Here is an 18,767-nt window from a genome sequence, read left to right as displayed (position 1 = left end):
CCGGAACCTGCATCAGGACACCTGTGTTAGCGGGAATGGAGGTGATGATGGTGGTGCTGCGTGGGACGGCGTGACGTCCGTTTTCGAGCAAGGGCGGCCTGGATGAGCTGCTCCACCTCGTGGGTCAGCTGGAAGCAGAAATTGCTCTTCGGTAGAGCACGCTCGGGCGTGAGGATGCCCTTCTTTATCCAGTACCGCACGGTGTCCCAGGTTACTCCGTACTTCTCGACGAGCCCGCGCGTGGAGTAGCGGCCGTCCGGCAGACGAGCCGGCGGGCGCGGATGGCCACTGTGACCGCGGTGATGCGGCGGCTTGCCCGGTGCGTAGCCCTGCTCGCGCGCCCTGGCCAGGAGCGCCTCCAATTCGGGCGTCATCTCGAACCAGAAGGTCTCCTTTTTCCATTTGTGTATGGGCGTGCGGCTGTGCACGGGCGTTATCAGGCCGCGGTTGACCCAGTAGTGGACCATGGGGGCCGTCACTCCGAAATGCGCGATCAGACCGCGGATGGAATAGAGCCCTTGCTCGTCGCGCTCGGGCGCCCGGATGCTGAATCCTCCAGCAGTTCGTCCAGCACGAATGCCCTGTCGCTTGCGAATGCCCGCCACCAGGCGGTTGGTGAAGGTATGCCGCAGGCCGCTCTTCAAGCCACGCCGGTCGAGCTCCTCTGCTATCTGCGAATCGCAGTAATGCTTCCTGGCGAGCTTGCGAATCTCGGCGATGACCTGGAGTGGCGTCCTTCTGGATTCGGAAAACGTGGGCCGAGGCGTCTGCAACTCGGTGATGGCTCCCGTCTTCCAGAGGATTCGGATGCGGGTGGCCCGCTTCGGCACGTCCACCGGCGAGAGCACTACCTCCTGGATGAGCAGCCGCAGTATCCGCTTCTTGTCCGAGTTGGTCGTGGTCGGCGCGTTCCACAGCCCGGGCAGGTCGCCCGCCAGCGCCAGTATCTTCTTCTTGTCCTTGTCCGAGAGCTCCAGTGGACTGGTGCTCCTGGCCTGCTCGTACTCATGCTCGACCCGCGCGAGCTCCTCGAGCTTCTGATTCCAGCGCGACTCCAGCGTGCGGGCCACCACGCGATTCTCCGGCTCCACGGCGTTGTACTGGCGCTCGGCGCGCTGGGCCTCGTAGCGCACCCGCTCCAGGCGCAGCTTCCACTGGCGGTTGACCTCCTCGGCCTGCCGCTCCACCTCCTTGAGGACGGCCAGCGACAGGTCCAATTCGGGCGGGGCGAAAGCTGTCAGCAGGGTCTCGACTATCTTGTCGTCAATGCGGCGTGCGACCGTGGACCAGCAGTTGCCCTCGCCGTAGATGCGCCGGCTGCACTGGTAGCTGGGGTCGTCGGCGACGGAGTAGACCGGGTGCATCCGCCGGCCACACTTGCCGCACAGCACCAGCCCCTGGAGCAGCGCCGGACCTCCGCGTGGCGCACCTCGGCCAAGCACATGCGCCCCTCTGACGGCATTGTCTTCGAGGCGCTTCAAGTTCTCCAGGTACTGCTCCCAGGAGATGTAGGCGGGGTGCGCATCGCGCAGGAACGCATGCCACTGCTCTGGCTCCTGGAGCGTCTCGTGCTTGCGTCGCACCGCGCCTTCGACGAGGACGCGCCGGTCGCGATTGCGGCCCCAGGCGTAGGCTCCGGCGTACACCGGATTGCGCAGGATGGACACGGCACGCGGGACGTCCAGCGCGTGCCAGCGAATTTCCGCCGGAGCGCCCCGGTGCGCATGGCGTGAGGGGAAGAGCAGTTTGTTTCGGGTGAAATAGCGCACGGCGCCGCTGACACTGCCTTCCAGGCGGAAGCGCTCGAAGAGGAGACGGATGGCCTTCTGCACCTGCTCGTCGGGGTCGAAGACGAGCGCACCGTCCTCGAAGACGTAGCCGGTGGGAGGGGGATAGACGAGCTCGCCCTTCTTCGCCTTGTGCAGGATGCCGCCTTGCAGGCGCAGGCGCATGGAGTGGCGCTCGGCATCACTCATGGTGCCCTTCATGCCCAGCACCAGCCGGTCATTGAAGTCGTTGGCGTCGTAGACACCATCGTCATCGATGATGAGCGTGTCGGAGAGCGCGCACAAATCCAGCAGCCGGTGCCAATCGGACGAGGAGCGCGCCAGGCGTGACACCTCCAGCGACAAGACGGCGCCTACCTTGCCGAGGCTGACCTCGGCCGTCAGCCGCTGGAAGCCCTTGCGCCGGGCGGAGCTGGCCCCGCTCTGACCCAGGTCCTCATCGATGACCTCCACCTGGGTGGCGTCCCAGCCGAGCTTCTTGGCCAGCTCCACCAAGGCGTACTGGCGTTCAGTCGATTCGCGGTGCTCGTGGACCTGCAACAGGGTGGACTGGCGGATGTACACCAGCGCGGGTCTGGCCAGGTGCTCTGACCGAATCTTGGTGGTCATCTCTTGCCTCGTGTTCGGCGGGAGCCTTGGTGAGGGCCTTGAGCAACACGTCGGCCAGCACGCCCAGCAGCTCGTGCCGGGCCGCCGCGGGGAGTGCGGCGTAGAGCGCGCCCGGCGATGACCGGCCGTGGGCGCTTCTCGTCTGACGCACTACCTTCCTGGTCATGGCGCGGAGACCTATGCCGCAAGTCATCGAGAAGGGCACTCAGCTCGCGGAGCGATTCAGGGTGCAGCTTCGGACATTTCCCTCGGAACTCGAGCGGTGGGGGCCTGGGCCGCAGGTCCGTCCAATCCTCGGGGACCTTCGCGAGACGGCCGTCGGGAAACAGCAGCACGACGCTGGGGCGGCCGAGGTAGCGCAGTCGCTGCTGCACGGGGAATGCGCGACCCACGAACGGATGAATCGGGTGGGTGATGACCACCAAATCTCGCGACGGCTGCGTCTTTAAGGGGGTGCGTCGTTGGGGGCTTTCCGGAGCCCCAGGCCGCCAACTCCCTCTGGAAGGACGTCATCAACTGGGCGGCCTATTCGATTCACACCCCGCGCGGTCGCGCCATCGTCTTCGCCGACGTGCGCCTCGGCTACGACTTCGGGCGGCTCGAGGGCTCCTCCCTGCGCATCCAGGGCTCGCACGTGGACGTGGCCCTCCCGCCGCTGGAGGTGAAGGTGGAGCTCAAGCCCGGCGAGACGGAAATCATCGGCTCCAACCTCGACAGCGCGCAGACGACGCTCCTGCTGGAGAAGGCCCGCGAGGCCTTCGAGCGCGAGGTGAAGGGCGATGCGCGCCTGAAGGAGCGGGCCCGGCGCTCGGCGGAGAACACGCTGCGCGTGCTGTTCCTCTCGGCGGGCTTCCGCGAGGTGAACGTGGTGGACGTGCTGCCGCCCCCGGCCACCGCGGGGTGAAGCTCAGACGCGCTCGAGCCCGCCGTCTCCGAGGCGGAACAGCCCCTCGATCCCATCCGGCGCGGGGCCCAGGCGGGCCAAGGACCCACACGCGGCCGCGTCCGACTCGCGGCACACCAGCGCGAACTCCCGCCGGCCCAGGTGGATGCGCAAGGGGCCTTCGCCCGCGTGCAGCACGAGCCGCCGCCGCTGCTCCTCCGTGAGCAGCCTCGCCGCGTCGTACCCATCGCCCCCGGCCACCGCCCACAGGCCGCTGAAGCTCTCGGCGAGCACCACCTGCCCCTCGTCCAACACCACCGGCCGCACCGGCGCGGGGAGCACCTCGAGGTTGCTCCAGGCCCTCGCGTCCACCGCCTCGGCGGAGAGCCCGAGCTGTCCGAGCGCTGCCTCGGGCACGTAGTGCACGAGCTCCGGATCCTCCAGGACGTAGAAGACCTCGAGCCCCGCGGGCCCCGGCCGGTGCAGCGCGCCCACCGCCTGCGCCTCGAAGCCGCCGGGCCGCAGCACCGGACGCACCCGCCGCTCCACCGCGCCCGCCTCCAGGGTGAGCCCGGACAGGCCCCGCAGCCGCTCCACCAGCCCCGCCACGTACGCGGACAGCTCCTGCGTCCCATCGCGGTAGGCCGCGTAGAGCGAGCCCACGTCCACCCGCCCCACCTCGCCCGAGGCCAGCTTCACCAGCAAATCCCTTCCCTGCCGCCGGCACACCACCCCGGCCCGGTGCAGCGCGGCCAGCAGCGCGGCGGTGAATTCCGGACGCAGCGCCTGCACCTGGGGCGGGGGCGCGGACGGAGGCGGAGGCGGCATGTCCACACCCTCCAGCTCCGCCTGAAGCAGCCGCGCCTCCGAGTCGAACGGGTCCTTCTGGAGGATGTCGGCCACGTACGCACGCGCCCGGGCGAGCTCCCCGCGCCGCAGGGCCAGCACCGCGAGCACCTTGAGGGCCTCGGGGTCTCCCGGGTTGAGGACGAGCGCCTCGTACAGCGCCGCCTCCGCGTCCCCGGTGCGCTCCAGGCCGAGCAGCGCGCGCGCCAGCCCCAGCCGCACCTGCACGTCCCGGGGGAAGTCGCGCCGCAGGGCCTCCAGCAGACGCAGGGCCTCGCGTTCCGCGCCCGCGTTCACCAGCGCGTGGGCCACGGCGAGCCGCAGCGTGGGGCCTGGCGTGTCCCGCGCCGCGTCGCTCAGCGCCTCCAGCTCCGCATCACTCAGGGGCTCGCCGGCCTCCACCTTGCGGCGGAGGGCTTCCAGGAAGGTTGGCTCCACGGGGCGCAGTGTAACCGCCCGGCGCGGGGCTCACTGCCAGGAGATGTCGTACTCGCCGTCGAGCACGTCCACTTGCCGACCGACCACCTTCACCCGGGCGGCGTCCATGCGCTCGAGCATGGCCGTCAGCATGCCCTCGTGGAAGGAGGCGGGCATGAAGTCGCGCTTCATGGTGAAGCGGCAGCACTGCGGCCCCAGCCACTTCACCCAGCGCTCCCCATTCACCGACACCTGGTACGTCGAGGGCAGGTTGTTCACCAGCCGCTTGGCCTCGCCGCGCACCAGCACCTGCATCGTCCGGCCGGCCTCGGACTCCAGGAAGTCCATGGCCACGCAGTGCCCCATGAGCCAGAGGGCCTGCTCGGCGTCTCCGTGGCGCTCGGCCAGCGCGGGCATCGCCGCGGACAGCATCTGCAGGTGCAGGCGGAGGGGGTAGTTGAAGAAGGGGAAGAAGCGGCCCTGCCCACACGTGGCGATGCAGCGCTGCTCCAGGGCCTCGTCCCCGAGCGCCCGCACGGCCCGCAGCGTGCTCTGCAGGAACAGCCCCCGGGCCATGTCCTCCGAGTCCGCCAGCGCCATGCGCTGCCCCCAGAACTGCCCACCATCCCGAGGCGTCACACTCCACGCCATGGCCGCGTCCATCATTCCCCTGACCCCCCTTGAATCATTGCCAGCAGAAATCACACTCACTGTCCAACCCCCCTGTCTGACGCCCGCTCACCGTCACCGCGCGCGCTCCCCACAGTTCCAGGGACGTCTGCATGACGCCCTCGTGGAAGGGGTGGGGCATGAAGTCCCGCTGAAGGGTGAAGCGGCCACTGCGCGGGCCCGTCCACCGCAGCGCATACTGGCCGAAACTCACCGCCAAGCGGTACGCCGTGGGCAGCGTGTACAGCAACTGACGGGGGCTGCGTTGTGACAGCGACAACATCACCTTGCCCGCGCCCACCCGGAGGAAACGGTCCGCCACCTTGCGCCCCAACTGCCGCAGCCCCTCCTCCGAGCCCCCATACTCCTCGGCCAGCACCGGCAGGGCGGTGAACACCATCTGACAGTGCTTCTGGACGGGGTAGCTGAAAAAGTCCAGGAACCGCGTCTCGCCGCTCTCCTCGACGCAGCGCTTCATGAGGGACTCGTCGCCCAGGGCCTGGAGGACCTCCAGCGTCCCGTTGAAGAGCATGCCGCGGATGGTGTCCTCCGAGGTCGCCAGACACATCCGTCGCTCCAACTCCTGCTCCCAGGCGTCTGCCTTTACCCACCTGGAGCGCGCGCTGCTACTCACGGCCATGTGTGCCCCCTTGGCAGGAATCAGCGACGGCTGAGAAAGGCCATCCTAAAGCTTTCAGGACGGCCTGTCAGCAGCACGCGGCCCTTTCGCGCGGATTTTCCGAGGGGAGAACACCGGCGGAGCGCCGCTCCATCCACCCGCGTTGTGGCTTTGCACCCGGGGCGAACGGGCACCCCTTGTTTGTGAAAGCTTTCAACGCTGCAAAGCTTTCCACGATTACGGTGAGGTGGGATTCGGACAGCCCCGCCACAGAATGACGCGGCGGGTAGGACAGAAGGCTCGACCCACGGGGCTCAGCGCACGCCGAAGAGGACGCGCTCGAGCGCCTCCGGGAGCGAGGCGTAGTCCCCGAGGATGTGGTGGGCCCCGGCCTCGCGCAGCACCTCTGCGGGGGTGAGGGTGGTGAGGCCCACCGCGAGCATGCCCGCGGCACGCGCGGCGCGGATGCCATTGACGGCGTCCTCGAAGACGACGCACGCGGCGGGGTCCACCTCGAGCGCCTTCGCGGCGGCGAGGAAGGCGTCCGGCGCCGGCTTGCCCCGCTTCACGTCCTCGGCGCCCACCACCTGGGAGAAGAAGGGGCGCAGGTGCAGCCCGTCGAGCACGAAGGCCCGGTTGGCGTGGGGCGCGGCCGAGGCCACCGCGAGCAGTACCCCGGCCCCGCGCAGGCGCTCGAGCAGCTCCCGCGTGCCGCGCACGGGCGCGAGGTGGGGTCCGAAGAGCTCGCGGTAGTGCGACTCCTTGAGCTCCGCCAGCCGCACCAGCTCCTCGGGCGGCACGGGCCGGCCGAGCAGCGCGGGAAATATCTCCTCGTTGCGCTGGCCGTTGAACTCCCGCTCCACGCGCTCCACGGACAGCGTCAGACCGAGGCTGCGCGCCATGGCCACCCAGGCCTGGACGTGGAAGCGCATGTTGTCGACGAGGGTGCCATCCAGGTCGAAGATGGCGGCCGCGAGTGGACGGGGCGAGAGACTCATTGCCCTCCCCTATCAGCGCCCGGTGGAGGGGGCCACTTCGCTCCAGCGGCGTCCGCTCGCCTGGAGGCCCGGCCCCGCCGGCTCACGCCTCCCAGGAGACGTCATAGTCGCTCTCGAGCGTGGAGAGCTGGTACCCGTGCACCCGCGCGCCCCGCGCCCTGGCCTTGCCCAGCACCCCCATCAACAGCCCCTCGTGGAAGGCGGAGGGCATGAACTCGTGGCGCATGCAGAGCTGGCCGCGCGTGGGCCCCGTCCACAGCACCGAGCGCTCCCCGAAGTTCACCGTGGCCCGGTACGCCGAGGGCAGGTTGGCCAACAACCGCTTCGCGTCTCCCCCGGCCAGCAGCTGGAGCATCAACCCCGACGCGGACGCCAGGAAGCTCTGCGCCGCCTTGGACCCCAGGGCCCGGAGCGCCTCGTTGAAGCCGCCGGAGCGCGCCTCCAACATCCGCGCCGCGGCGAACACCATCCGCAGGTGCGCGGTGACGGGGTAGATGAAGAAATCCACCAGCTTCTCCTCGCCGCTCGCGCGCAGGCAGCCGCGCACCGCCTCCTCCTCCCCGAGGACGCGCACCGCTTCCAGCGTGGCGCGCAGGAACATGCCCCGCGTCGTGTCCGACGGCGACGCCATGGCCAGGCGCCGCGCCAGGTCCTCGTTCGACCCCGATGGCGCCAGCGACCAGCCGCCCCCCTCTTCGCCCATGTGGTGCATGCGTACCCCCATCCTCGTTGAGGCACCGAGCATGCGGGCACTGTATCCACTCCGCCCTCCGCCGTCAGGCGAGGCAGCCCTCACCCATCCGAGGCAATTCCTACCCATCCCCGTCTGTCATTGAAGGTGAAGAAATACATCGCCATTGTGCTTTGCCGCTTCGCCGCGGGGAGGAAACCATGGACGCCTGGCCGGAAGTGCCGTGGGAGGCCTGGAAGGACACACTCGCCACCCTCCACCGCTACACGCAAATCATCGGCAAGGTACGGCTGGAGCTGGCGCCGATGCTGAACCACTGGTGGCAGGTGGCGCTGTACCTCACGGCACGCGGGCTCACCACCTCGCCCATCCCCCACGGGCAGGGCGTCCTCCAAATCGACTTCGACTTCATCGACCACGAGCTCCTCCTGCGCACCAGCGAGGGCCAGGAGCGGGTGCTCGCCCTCGAGGCCCGCCCCGTGGCCGAGTTCTACCGGGACGTCATGGCCACGCTGCGCTCGCTGGGCGTGGAAGTGGCCATCAACGAGACGCCCCAGGAGATTCCCGAGGACACCACCCCCTTCGGCGAGGACAGGCACCACGCCTCGTACGACCCCGAATACGCGCACCGCTGGTGGCTCGCGCTGGTGCAGGCGCATGGGGCGCTCGAGGCGTTCCGCGCCCGCTTCACCGGCAAGTGCAGCCCGGTGCATTTCTTCTGGGGCAGCTTCGATCTGGCGGTGACGCGCTTCTCGGGCCAGCCCGCGCCCGAGCGGCCCGGCGCGGACCGGGTGACGCGCGAGGCCTACTGCGAGGAGGTCATCAGCGCCGGCTTCTGGCCCGGGACGGAGCAGCTGGGAGGGCCGGCCTTCTACTGCTACGCCGCTCCGGAGCCCCCGGGCTTCGGCACCGCGGGCCTCCACCCGCGCGCCGCCTGGTACGACCCGGGCTTCAAGGAGTACCTCCTGAAGTACGACGACGTGCGCGCGGCCCCGAATCCGAGGCAGCTGCTGCTCGACTTCTTCCAGAGCACCTACGAGGCGGGCGCGACGCTCGGGGGCTGGGATAGGGCGCGGCTGGAGCGGCCGCTCATCACCTCCCACCGGGCCGCCGAGGACGCGAGCACCCGCAGCGCCACCCTGCCCGAGCAGCCCGCCCCGGCGCCGTGAGGCCCGCGGCTCAGTGATTCAGGGGGGTGGAGGAGTCGCTCCCGGCCGCGCCTCCGCCCCCCGCGCTCCCGCCCCCGCCCGACGAATGCAGCTCGGACTGGCCGAGGAAGTCGTCCAGCGCCCCCACGTCGATGGGCTTGCGGAACACGGCATCCACCAGCGCGAGGTTGGCGCGGTTCTGCCCGCGCACATCCATGCCCGTCACGATGGCCAGCAGGGCCTGCGGGGAGCGCTTGCGCAGCTCGCGCGCCACCTCCCAGCCCGACATGTCCGGCATCACCGCGTCCAGCAGGGCGGCATCGTAGCGGCGCTCGTCCCACATCTTCAGCGCCACGTCCCCGCTGTTGGCCATCTTCACGTCGTAGCCTTCCTCGCTGAGCACCTCCGCCATCATCCGCGCGTTGTCCGGGTCGTCATCCACCACCAGCACCCGGCGCGTCTGCTGGAAGCGCCTCGGGCTCGGCGGCCCCGGCCCGCGCCCGGCTGCTGCGCCGGCTCCTCCGAGGCGCGCGCCAGCGGCAGCCGCACCACGAAGGCCGCCCCGTCGCCCCCGGGCACGTTCTCCACCGTCAGCTCGCCGCCCCAGCGCTGCACCTGGCTGCGCGCCACCGCCAGCAGCAGCGAGAGCTGCGGCGCCCCCGCCAGGCGGTTGAGCGGATCGAACATGCGCGTCATGTCGTCCGTGTCGTACGGGGCGCCGTGGTCCTCCACCCGCAGCGACGCCCACCCGTCCCCCTCCGCCCGCGACTCCACCACCACCCGGCCGCCCTCGTCGCCCAGGCGCTCGCGCTCGGCCAGCAGCAGGTTCACCACCAGCTCGCGGAAGAAGCCCGGGTCCGCGCGCACCGCGCCCGGCTCCTCCAGGTGCAGCTCCACCGTCACCGGGTGCTCGCGCTGCTCCAGCTCCGCGCGCACCAGCTCCAACGCCTCGCGCACCGTCGCGTCCACGTGCACGTCGGCGATCTGCTCCTCGGTGCGCTGGACATTGAACTCCTGCAGCCGCGCCACCAGCTCGCCCACCTGCCCCACCGTCTTGTCCAGGGAGTCCAGGTGCTCGGGCTTGAACTCGCGCCGCAGGAGGGTGATGCGCAGCCGCAGCACGTTGAGGAAGTTGTTGAGCGCGTGCGCCGCCCCGCTCGCCAATTGCCCCAGCGCCTGCGTGCGCGTGCGCTGCAGCAGCCGCCCCTGCAACCGCCGCAGCTCGTCGTGGGCGATGGACAGCGCCTTCGTCTTGTTCGCCGCCTCGGTGCGGTCCGTGAAGGTCTGGATGGCACCGGCCAGCTCGCCGCCCTCTTCCCAGACGGGCGTGGCACTCAGCTCCAGCGTGGCCTCTCCGCCGCCGGGCCGCTCCACCACCACCATCACCCCGCGCACCGGCCCGCGCTCGTGCAGCGCCCGCATGAAGGGCAAATCATTCAGCTTGAAGGGCTCGCCGCCCGGGTGGCGCGCGTTCACCTGGGTGAGCACCGCCGACAGCGGCGACTGCGAGCGCGAGCCCACCACGGCCCGCATGGGCACGCCAATGAGGCGGCTCACCGGCGGCGTGGCGAAGGACACCGTGCCGTCCACCTCGGCCAGCAGAATCCCCACCTCCACGTGGTGCAGCACCGACTCCATCACCGCCGCCTCGCGGAAGCGCACCTCCTCCGTCTTCAGCACCCGCGCGAAGGAGGCCTGCGCCGAGGCGTGCGCCTCGCCCACCAGCTCCACGATGAAGGTGGCCACCTCCGGCTCCAGCCGGCCGTTGCGCCGCGCGTAGACGTAGAGGAGCACCTCCTCGAGCGCCTTGAACTCGCGCACCAGGTCCTCGGCGTCGAAGCGCTGGTCGTACCGCAGGGCCCCGTGCGAGCGCACCACCTCCGGCCAGAGGCGCAGGGCGTCCGTCCCCCGGTCCCTGAGCAGGCGGACGAGCTCGTTGATGAGCCGCCGCAGGGGAGCGCGCAGGTTGCGCCCGGGGATGTCCAGTTCATACGTCTCCGCCCGGATCCGCTTGGCCCACAGGCGCACCACCCGCTCCTCCTCCTCTTCCAGCAGCTGAAGCAGGGCGGCCACCGGGTCCACGGGCGGTGGGGTGTCTTGGAGGAAAGGGATGGCCATGGTTCCTCCGGCAGAGTGGGCACTGCGGGCCGGTCTGGCCACCCGCCCGCCTGGACGCCCTGGGGAGGGTGCGCATGGCCGTGGACGGCAACGAGCGGGACAAGAACGAGTACGAGGCGCCCACCATCTCGGACACCTCCATGGCCCAGCTGTTCCGCGGCGAGCTCAGCCGCTCGGACACCTGGCGCTCGCGCCTGGACAACACCACCAACTGGTCCCTCACCACCACCGCGGCCGTCGTCTCCTTCGGCTTCACCGCCAACGCCTCCCACGTCGTCTTCATCGTGGGCATCTGGATGGTGGTGTCCTTCCTGGGAATCGAAGCGCGCCGCTACCGCTACTACGACTTGTGGATGCGGCGGGTGCGGCTGCTGGAAGAGGGCTACTGGATTCCCATGCTGCGCCGCGAGCCGGTGGACCCGGACTCCCTGCGCGAGCTGGTGGGCCTCATGGAGCGGCCCCAGCTGCAGCTCTCGCTCTTCTCGGCCATCTCCACCCGCCTCAACCGCGCGTACGGGCCCATCCTGCTGGTGCTGACGCTCTCCTGGTTCGTCAAGCTGTACAGCCACCCGTCCGCCTCCGGCAGCCAACCGTCCGCCCCCAGCAGCTTCGGCGAGTTCGTGGACCGGGCGAGCGTGGGCCCCCTGCCCGGGGGCTTCGTCATGCTGTGCCTCTTCCTGCTGGTGCTGGTGTTCGCCTACCTCTTCGTGGCGTCCTTCTTCACCCGGGCCCCGCTCGGAGAGCTGCGCAGCCGGCCCGGGGGGCGCCGCGCCACGCTCTGGGAGTCCTTCTACCGGCCCTACGCCACCCTCGCCCCGCGCCGCCGCGGCCGCCGGACGTCCTCCTCGGGCCCCCGGGGGCCCCCCTCCACGCCTCCCATCCAGACTCCACCCATGCATTAGCCAGGCTGCGCCCGGAGCGTTTTCCTCCTTTCGGGGGCCTGTCTTTTGTGGTTGAAGCGCGAGCCATGGCGACTACGCGTACGGTCACGGTCATCAATGGCGACGGCATCGGCCCCGAAGTGATGGCGGCCACCATCCGCGTCCTCGAGGCGCTCAAGGCGCCCCTCGAGTTCGAGTTCAAGGACGCAGGCGCCGAGGTCATCGCCAAGTACGGCACCAACCTCCCCCACGAGACGGTGGAAGCGGTGCTGCGCAGCGGCGTGGCCCTCAAGGGCCCCACGGGCACGGTGGTGGGCGGTGGCATGGCGTCCGCCAACGTGGGCCTGCGCAAGCGCCTGGACCTGTACTCCTCGCTGCGCCCCGTCAAGAGCGTGCCCGGCGTGAAGACGCGCTACGAGAACGTGGACCTGATCGTGGTGCGCGAGAACACCGAGAGCCTCTACGCCGGCCTCGAGCACATCATCGTCCCGGGCGTGGTGGAGTCGCTCAAGATCATCACCGAGAAGGCCTCCACGCGCATTGCCCGCTTCGCCTTCGAGTACGCCAAGCGGCACGAGCGCAAGAAGGTGACGAGCGTCCACAAGGCCAACATCATGAAGCTGTCGGATGGCCTCTTCCTCGACTGCACCCGCAAGGTGGGCCGGGAGTACCCGGAGATTCAGTACGAGGAGGTCATCGTCGACAACATGTGCATGCAGCTGGTGAAGGACCCGACGCGCTACGACGTGCTGGTGATGGAGAACCTGTACGGGGACATCATCAGCGACCTGTGCGCGGGCCTGGTGGGCGGCCTGGGCCTGGTGCCGGGAGCCAACATCGGCGAGCGCACGGCGATGTTCGAGGCGGTGCACGGCACGGCGCCGGATATTGCTGGCAAGGGCCTGGCCAACCCCACCGCGCTGATGATGTCGGCGGTGATGATGCTGGACTGGATGGACATGCGGGACGAGGCGCGCAAGTTCGAGAACGCGCTGGGCAAGGTGCACGGCGAGGCCAAGGTGCGCACCGGCGACCTGGCCGGCAGCGCCACCACGCGAGAGTTCACCGACGCCGTCATCGCGGCGCTGTAGCCGCCTTCCGCGTCCTGGCTCAGGGGGCTCGCACCGGCAGCGGGGCGAGCCCGGGCTGGGGCGCGGAGAACACGTGCCAGGAGAGCCGCTCGCCTCCGGTGAAGTGGTTGGGCACGTGGCAGTGAACGAGGAAGTCCCCCGCCTTCTGGGGGAAGTCGCCGGGCCCGCCGAGGGAGAGGGTGAGTCCCCGCCCCGGACTCAGCAGCCGGGGCGTCTCGGCCGGAGTGCCCGGCGCCTCCCGGAGGAGTCCGCCCCGGAGCTCGCTCCCGCCGTGCAGGTGGTGCACGTGGAGCTCCGCGCTGCCCGCCTGCGCCACGCGCAGCTTCACCGGCTCGCCCAGGTACGAGCGCAGCGGCGGCGTCGCCAGCTCCCGGGTCCGCACGGCGCGAGGCTCGCCGTCCTCGTCCGAGGGCTCCTCCCGCTCGAAGCGCGGCTCGCTGCGGTAGTTGACGCCATGGGCGCCCGCCCGGAAGGGCCCCGCCATCTCGTCCAGCAGCGGCAGCGGGACGCCCTTCGCCGAGCGCACGTCCGCCACCTCCGGCGCACCCATGGCGTGGTAGAGCAGCACCAGCTCCCGGAAACCCTCGCCCGAGGGCGCCTCGATGAGGGCCTCCCAGCCCGTCCCGTGCCGCAGAGGCCCGCCCGTGGAGGCGTCGCGGTACACCGCTCCGGCCGGCTCCAGCACGAGCGCTCCGAAGAGCCCGCGCGCCTCTCGCCCCCCCCCCTCCTCCGAGTCGTGAAGGAGGTAGAGGCCCTCGGCCGACGCTGACTCGGGGAGGGAGAAGACGTAGGTGAGGCCCTGCCCCGGCGGCACGGAGGTGCCCGGGACGAAGCCCCGCGCCTGGCCCCGTGCGCTCACGGTGGCGGGCAGGCCCTCGATGCGCAGCGACGCGGACCCGGTGCCCAGGCGGTTGGTGAAGTGAACGCGGAGGCACTCGCCCAGGTTGGCCCGCAGCACGAGCGGCTGGATGGGCTCGTCGTGCAACCCACGCGCGGCACGCTCCGGCCAGGGCCTCCGCTCCTGCTCCCGGACGGCGGGCAGCTCCTCCTCGAGCACGTACATGAAGCCCTGGGGGACATGGTCTCCGTGGGCATTGAGCGGAAGGTCGACGGGAATGGCCGCCACCGCGTACGTCCGCACGGGCGCTCCGGGACGGCACCCTTCCAGTTCCTCCTGGAGGGGAGACTCGCGGGCGGAGGAGTGCCCTTCATCGGAGCCCCAGGCGAGGAGGAGCCCCAGGGGAAGGAGCACCGCGAGCACCGCGGTGGCCGCGCGCGCCGGGGCCACGGAGAACCTTGAACGGCGGCGTGACAGCACCCAGAGGGCCAGCGGGAAGACGGGAACCTGGAGCAGCAGCGCAGCTCGCGCGCCCGTCCCCGCCGTCGCCAGGAGCGAGCCGCTGTCCGGCCCGGAGTCGTTGGCGGACTCGTCCGCGCTCACCGCCGCACAGACGAAGCGGCCGTCGGCCTCCAGCGTGCGTGCCGTCGCGGAGGTGGGCCGGTCCTTCGTGGCTCCCGAGGAAGAGGCGGGCGGTGACAGGCGCTGGAAGACGGCTCGACCGGCGGCCACGGGGAGCAGCAGGACTCCGAAGCACAGGGACAGGGCGGCGGCCTTCTCCACCACCGTCCTGACTTCGCCCTCGCTCCGGGCTCCCGGGCGCGTGGCCCACAGCGCGAGAACCCAGAGGGGGAAGAGGAGCAGCGCGTCCCGGGCCAGACGGGGCGCCACCGTGCTCGCGCGCACCCCGAAGCCTCCCGAGAGCAGCTCCAGCAGGCACAGCTCCCAGCCCAGCAAGCCGAGTGTGAGGAGGACCGCGAGCCCCAGCCGTGCGCCCCATGCCCGCATGCTTCACCCTCCTCCCTGGAGGCCCACGAGGTAGCGGACGAGGTCCGCCATCTCCTGCTGCGTCACCGACTCGCCGTACAGGGGCATGACGCTGGGCCGCGCGCAGGGCACGCCCGCGACACACTCCGGGGCGATGAAGGCGTTCGGGTCGAGCAGGGACTCATAGGCGTACTGCGCCGCGCTCTTCCCCGCGACGCGGGTGGCGCCCACCCGGGAGAAGTCACCGAGGAACGGCGCGATGCGCGGGCCCTCCACTCGCGCCAGGCCGCCATGACAGGAAGCGCAGGCGAGCCGGCCATGGAAGAGGACCGAGCCCGCGCCCTCCCGGCCCGGAGGAAGCTCTTCCACGCGCAGGGGCCACCGGGACTGCGTCCGGGACACGCCGGGGGTGGGCGGCCGCCCGGTGGCGAGGAGGGTGGCGCGCTCCGAGCCACGCACCCACTCCAGCCGCACCGGCCCCGGAGTGGGCGGCACGTCGAAGCTCAACGTCACGGGCAGCATCCGGGCGGGCCCCACGGTGAACACGGCGGGGTCCGCCTCCACGGGAGTCCACTCCGTGCCTCGCGTGGCATCGGCGAGACGGAGCTCCCCGGGCGTGAAGTCCAACGGCGTGCCGCGCGGATTGAAGGCGGTGACCTCGACGACCAGACGGCGCTGTCCCGGCCCGGGTGCGCCCGCGGCACCAGGCAGGCGCGCCGCGTCTCCATGGTCCGTCGGCTCGTGCAACCAGACGGCCCGCTCCAGCCGCAACCGGAGCCCGCCCTGTTCCACCTCGCGGCGCGGCTGCTGGAGCCAGGCGCGGAGGACGAGCCCGCCTCCGGCGAGGGTGAGCAGCAGCGCGAGCCCCACGCGACTCCGCTTCCAGGAAGAACGGAGCAGGGTGGCGACTCCAGCGCTCACGGCCCATCCGCGCCCGGCGCCGAGGCGGGCACGGTGAGCCGCACGGTGCCCGCGCGCTCGAAACGCAGGGTGAGCACGAGGCTCGCGGGCGAGTCCCGGACGGAGAACAGCATGAGGTGCTTGCCTCCCGGCGCGAGCTCGACGCGGCCTCCCGCGGGGATGACGAAGCCCTCGGGCCTCGGGAGCATCCGCAGCACCTCGCCCTCGGCGACCACCTCGTGCAGCTCCACCCGCTCGGCGGCGGAGGACTCGGCGGCCACGAGCCGATCCTCCCGCCCGTCGGTATTCACCAGCGTGAGGTAGACGGCCCCGACCTTCGCGGGCGTCAGACGCGCGAGCGCCTTCTCCACGCGCATGCCGGGCACATCCGCGGAGGCGGGCACCACCGCGGGCACGGCCACGGCCTCACGCCCGTCCCCCACGTTCACCGGACCCTCCTCCGAGAGGAGCCGCTCGACCCGGGCCCGCAGCTGCGAGGCGGGAAGCGTGTAGGGGATGCGCTCGCGCAGCGCGCCCCGCTTGTCGATGAGGAAGTAGGCCCCGGTATGATCGACCGTGTAGGGGAGCTCTCCGGTGAAGCGGTGCTCGCGGTAGCGCGTGGCGTCCGGGTAGCGGCGGGACGCGGTGACGCGATAGCCGGACAGCACCGCCGCGAGTGCGTCTCCCTCCAGGCGCAGGCCCGTGAAACGGGGGCTGAAGGCATGCACGTACGTCTCGAGCCGCTCGGCGCTGTCGCGCTCGGGGTCCACGGAGACGAAGAGCACCTCCACGTCCCGGGCGGCGGCGCCCAGTTGCCGGTGGACCTCGCGCAGCTGCGCCAGGGTGGTGGGGCACACATCCGGGCAGGAGGTGTAGCCAAAGGAGAGGAGGACCACCTTGCCCCGCTGCTCGCTCAGCCGGAACGGCGCTCCCGAGGCCCGGGGCGCCTCCAGGGCCGGAGCGGGCTGTACGGGGACGACGGCGAAGCCCTCGGCCTCGTCTCTCCGGCAACCGGCGGCGAGCAGCAACACGGCCAGCACCGGGAGCAGCCGTCGCGCCACGCCACACGAGCCCGGCGCGCTTCTTCCTTCCGCCATGTCTCGAGCCTCTCCTGCCGCGCGGGTAGAGGCTGAGTTAAGGCGAGGGGGCCCGAGCGGCGAGGTGCCCCGGAGGACGAGGCACCTGTCGGGTTGTGGGCACCCCTATCCCACGGTGACGCGGCGCACGCCCCGGGCTTCCAGGAGGGCGGGCAGGCGCTCGCGCTGGTCCCCCTGCAGCACCAGGGTGTCGCCCTCCACGGTGCCGCCACAGCCGAGCGAGTTCTTGAGGGCCTTGAGCCACTTCTCCCGCTCGGCCTCCGGCAGCCCGAGCTGCTCCACCACCGTCACTTCCTTGCCGCCGCGGCCCTTGCGCTCCATGCGCACCACGGCGCGCGCGGGGCCCTTGGGCTCCTCGGCCTTCTTCACGGGCGCGGGAGCCGGCCCCGAGGGCAGCTCCTCGCGCTTGAGGCCGAGCGCGGCGAAGGGGTTGTTGAACGGTCCCGCCGCAGCGGGCGCCTCGGGCTTCTTGTCGCGCTTGCCCATGGCGTCCCGCCCTCAGTGCATCTCGTGCGCCTGAAGGTTCTCCGGCTGCGGCAGCACGCGGAAGGCCGCGGCGTCGGGGTCCCCGTCCGCCATGATGAGGGCGTAGAGGAAGGACGGGATGGGCATCGCCTCGCGGCCGTTGACGACCACCAGCGGCGTGCCGTGCAGGTCGTGCTGCTTGGCGTACATGACGTCCTCCACCAGCTTCTGGCTCGTCTCCGGCTTGGAGATGCAGGCCTCGAGCTGCGCGCGGGACACCGAGCCCGAGCCGAGGATGTTCAGCACCGCATCGCGGGTGGTGAGCGAGCGCTGGGCGTCGAAGAGCTTCTCGCGCAGCTCCCAGTAGTCCGGGGCGTCCTCGAGACAGATTTGAGCCTTGGCGGCCGTGCAGCGCGTGCCCGAGTGGTCCGAGGCCTGCGGGGGCATGAGCGGGTTGCACTCGCTGTCGAGCGGGAACTGGCGGGCCTCCAGGGCCAGCTTGCCCACGGGCAGGCGCTTCTTCATGAGCGAGAGCACCTCCACCAGGGCCTTGCAGTGCGGGCAGCGGCTGTCCGTCCACTCCACCATCTTCACCGGGGCGGTGGCCGGCCCGTAGAGGCGGCGCGCGGGCGCGGCGGCCGGCAGGGGCGAGTCCGCGCGGTAGCGGGCCAGCGCGTTGGCGACGGCCTGCTGCTCGTCCGGCTCCAGGTCGCGCAGGTACGCCTCGAGCGAGCCGGGGGCCGCGTCGGAGGACATGTGGGCGACCTTCTCGTCGGCGGCGGTGGCCTTGGGCGTCTCCGCGCCGAAGGCGAGCAGCGCCACGTACGCGGCCACGGCGAAGCCACCGGACCACTGGAGGGCCCGGCCCCACTCGCCCGTCTGGGGCATCAGCTCACCCGGCAGGCCCTTCCAGGCCACGGCGGCGAAGGCGAGCGTGAGGGCGTAGGTGGCCAGACACGTGGGGCACAGCGCTCCGACGCGCGCGCTGGCGGCGCCGAAGATGACCACGGCCACCACGCCGGCCGCGGCCGTCAGGCGCAGACCGTTGACGGCGGGCCGCACGGTGCGCCCGCCGCGCTTCCACGCCAGGTAGAGCGCCGAGAGCGCCACCGCGACCAGGCCCCACACCAGGCCGAGCCCGGCCACCGGCAGGCGCACCAGCTCGTGCACCGCGTTGGAGAAGGGCGAGTTCCACACCGTCTCGCAGTTGATGTGCTCGGAGACGCCGCACACGGTGGCGCCGCCGCTGCGCAGGGTGAGCAGCTGGCTCCACTGGAAGATGGCGAGCGCGCACTGGGCGAGGCCCAGGCCCAGCAGCGCCATGGCACCACGGACCGGTACGGGAGGGGGCGGATTGGCCTTCTTGCTCATGCGTGCTCCGGAGGGGGGGTCATCAGGACGAGGAGGCGGGCGTTGTCGGGGCCGTCATTGGTGACGCCGTGCTCGACGCCCGCGGGTGCGAAAAGGGCGGCGCCGGGACCATGAGAGGCCTCGTCCGCGCCGATGCGGAAACGGCACTGGCCCTCGAGGACGAGGTACACCTTGTCCGAGGTGGCGTGCCGGTGGGGCTTCTGCGACTGGCCGGGCGTGAGGCAGTACACGTCCAGGAAGAAGCGCTCGGACTTGAAGAGGTTGAGCTTCTGGAGCTTCTCGGCCGAGAAGCCGACGAAGTCCGACAGGTGTCTCACATCCATCGTGGCATTCACTCCAGGGCCTCTATATA

The 18,767-nt window shown here is 71.0% G+C and carries 19 protein-coding genes; 4 read left to right on the top strand and 15 right to left on the bottom strand.

What is annotated here, in order from left to right; genetic code table 11:
* Positions 1–26: 26 nt before the first annotated feature.
* Both ACJ8AN_RS37090 and ACJ8AN_RS37085 read right to left on the bottom strand, forming a co-directional pair.
* Positions 27–2,396 (bottom strand): recombinase family protein, encoded by a 2,370-nt coding sequence (locus ACJ8AN_RS37090; protein ID WP_407760324.1) that lies wholly within the window; start codon positions 2,394–2,396, stop codon positions 27–29.
* Positions 2,393–2,818, bottom strand: coding sequence for a DUF5372 family protein (locus ACJ8AN_RS37085; RefSeq protein WP_407760323.1), 426 nt, complete (start codon positions 2,816–2,818; stop codon positions 2,393–2,395). The genes ACJ8AN_RS37090 and ACJ8AN_RS37085 overlap by 4 nt, the downstream gene beginning before the upstream one ends.
* Before the next feature lie 89 nt (positions 2,819–2,907).
* Between ACJ8AN_RS37085 and ACJ8AN_RS37080 the strand changes: the two genes are divergently transcribed.
* Positions 2,908–3,300, top strand: a complete 393-nt coding sequence (locus ACJ8AN_RS37080) for a DUF4230 domain-containing protein (protein ID WP_407760325.1) — start codon at positions 2,908–2,910, stop codon at positions 3,298–3,300.
* 3 nt (positions 3,301–3,303) lie between these two features.
* Here ACJ8AN_RS37080 and ACJ8AN_RS37075 read toward each other — a convergent pair whose 3' ends face one another.
* From ACJ8AN_RS37075 to ACJ8AN_RS37055, 5 genes are all read right to left on the bottom strand, one after another.
* Entirely contained in the window at positions 3,304–4,563 is a 1,260-nt protein-coding gene (locus ACJ8AN_RS37075; protein ID WP_407760322.1) for a tetratricopeptide repeat protein, read from the bottom strand.
* Between the two features lie 30 nt (positions 4,564–4,593).
* Positions 4,594–5,208 (bottom strand): TIGR02265 family protein, encoded by a 615-nt coding sequence (locus ACJ8AN_RS37070; protein ID WP_407760321.1) that lies wholly within the window; start codon positions 5,206–5,208, stop codon positions 4,594–4,596.
* A gap of 19 nt (positions 5,209–5,227) precedes the next feature.
* Entirely contained in the window at positions 5,228–5,779 is a 552-nt protein-coding gene (locus ACJ8AN_RS37065; protein WP_407760320.1) for a TIGR02265 family protein, read from the bottom strand.
* A gap of 365 nt (positions 5,780–6,144) precedes the next feature.
* Positions 6,145–6,828 (bottom strand): HAD family hydrolase, encoded by a 684-nt coding sequence (locus ACJ8AN_RS37060; protein WP_407760319.1) that lies wholly within the window; start codon positions 6,826–6,828, stop codon positions 6,145–6,147.
* Between the two features lie 82 nt (positions 6,829–6,910).
* Positions 6,911–7,540 carry a TIGR02265 family protein gene (locus tag ACJ8AN_RS37055; RefSeq protein WP_407760318.1) on the bottom strand — a complete coding sequence of 210 codons (630 nt, stop codon included), beginning with the start codon at positions 7,538–7,540 and terminating at the stop codon, positions 6,911–6,913.
* 179 nt (positions 7,541–7,719) lie between these two features.
* Between ACJ8AN_RS37055 and ACJ8AN_RS37050 the strand changes: the two genes are divergently transcribed.
* Positions 7,720–8,688, top strand: coding sequence for a DUF5996 family protein (locus ACJ8AN_RS37050; protein ID WP_407760317.1), 969 nt, complete (start codon positions 7,720–7,722; stop codon positions 8,686–8,688).
* A gap of 10 nt (positions 8,689–8,698) precedes the next feature.
* On the opposite strand, the gene ACJ8AN_RS37045 is transcribed toward ACJ8AN_RS37050, so the two are convergent.
* Both ACJ8AN_RS37045 and ACJ8AN_RS37040 read right to left on the bottom strand, forming a co-directional pair.
* Positions 8,699–9,118 (bottom strand): response regulator, encoded by a 420-nt coding sequence (locus ACJ8AN_RS37045; protein WP_407760316.1) that lies wholly within the window; start codon positions 9,116–9,118, stop codon positions 8,699–8,701.
* The gene (locus ACJ8AN_RS37040) at positions 9,079–10,785 is read right to left on the bottom strand and encodes an ATP-binding protein (protein WP_407760315.1); all 1,707 of its coding nucleotides are present in this window, start codon (positions 10,783–10,785) and stop codon (positions 9,079–9,081) included. Before ACJ8AN_RS37040 ends, ACJ8AN_RS37045 begins: the two co-directional genes overlap by 40 nt.
* 74 nt (positions 10,786–10,859) lie before the next feature.
* Here ACJ8AN_RS37040 and ACJ8AN_RS37035 point away from each other — a divergent pair, with 74 nt between their 5' ends.
* Positions 10,860–11,687, top strand: coding sequence for a DUF2270 domain-containing protein (locus tag ACJ8AN_RS37035; RefSeq protein ID WP_407760314.1), 828 nt, complete (start codon positions 10,860–10,862; stop codon positions 11,685–11,687).
* Positions 11,688–11,752: 65 nt separating this feature from the next.
* On the top strand, positions 11,753–12,757 hold the full coding sequence (locus ACJ8AN_RS37030) for an isocitrate/isopropylmalate dehydrogenase family protein (RefSeq protein WP_407760313.1): 1,005 nt from the start codon (positions 11,753–11,755) through the stop codon (positions 12,755–12,757).
* Positions 12,758–12,776: 19 nt separating this feature from the next.
* On the opposite strand, the gene ACJ8AN_RS37025 is transcribed toward ACJ8AN_RS37030, so the two are convergent.
* The 6 genes from ACJ8AN_RS37025 to ACJ8AN_RS37000 all read right to left on the bottom strand — a co-directional run bounded on the left by ACJ8AN_RS37025 (position 12,777) and on the right by ACJ8AN_RS37000 (position 18,738).
* A complete protein-coding gene (locus tag ACJ8AN_RS37025; protein WP_407760312.1) occupies positions 12,777–14,603 on the bottom strand; it encodes a cupredoxin in 1,827 nt (608 codons plus the stop codon).
* Positions 14,604–14,606: 3 nt separating this feature from the next.
* Positions 14,607–15,503 (bottom strand): c-type cytochrome, encoded by an 897-nt coding sequence (locus ACJ8AN_RS37020; protein WP_407760311.1) that lies wholly within the window; start codon positions 15,501–15,503, stop codon positions 14,607–14,609.
* A complete protein-coding gene (locus ACJ8AN_RS37015) occupies positions 15,500–16,579 on the bottom strand; it encodes an SCO family protein (protein ID WP_407760310.1) in 1,080 nt (359 codons plus the stop codon). Before ACJ8AN_RS37015 ends, ACJ8AN_RS37020 begins: the two co-directional genes overlap by 4 nt.
* A gap of 105 nt (positions 16,580–16,684) precedes the next feature.
* On the bottom strand, positions 16,685–17,065 hold the full coding sequence (locus ACJ8AN_RS37010) for a translation initiation factor (RefSeq protein WP_407760309.1): 381 nt from the start codon (positions 17,063–17,065) through the stop codon (positions 16,685–16,687).
* Between the two features lie 12 nt (positions 17,066–17,077).
* A complete protein-coding gene (locus ACJ8AN_RS37005; protein ID WP_407760308.1) occupies positions 17,078–18,415 on the bottom strand; it encodes a thioredoxin domain-containing protein in 1,338 nt (445 codons plus the stop codon).
* Entirely contained in the window at positions 18,412–18,738 is a 327-nt protein-coding gene (locus tag ACJ8AN_RS37000) for a cupin domain-containing protein (RefSeq protein WP_407760307.1), read from the bottom strand. The genes ACJ8AN_RS37005 and ACJ8AN_RS37000 overlap by 4 nt, the downstream gene beginning before the upstream one ends.
* Positions 18,739–18,767: the final 29 nt, after the last annotated feature.

The sequence above is a fragment of the Archangium sp. genome (assembly GCF_045802675.1).
Classification (GTDB): domain Bacteria; phylum Myxococcota; class Myxococcia; order Myxococcales; family Myxococcaceae; genus Archangium.
The sequence above is the reverse complement of the archived record's forward strand: the minus strand, read 5'-3'. Positions and strand labels throughout refer to the sequence as shown.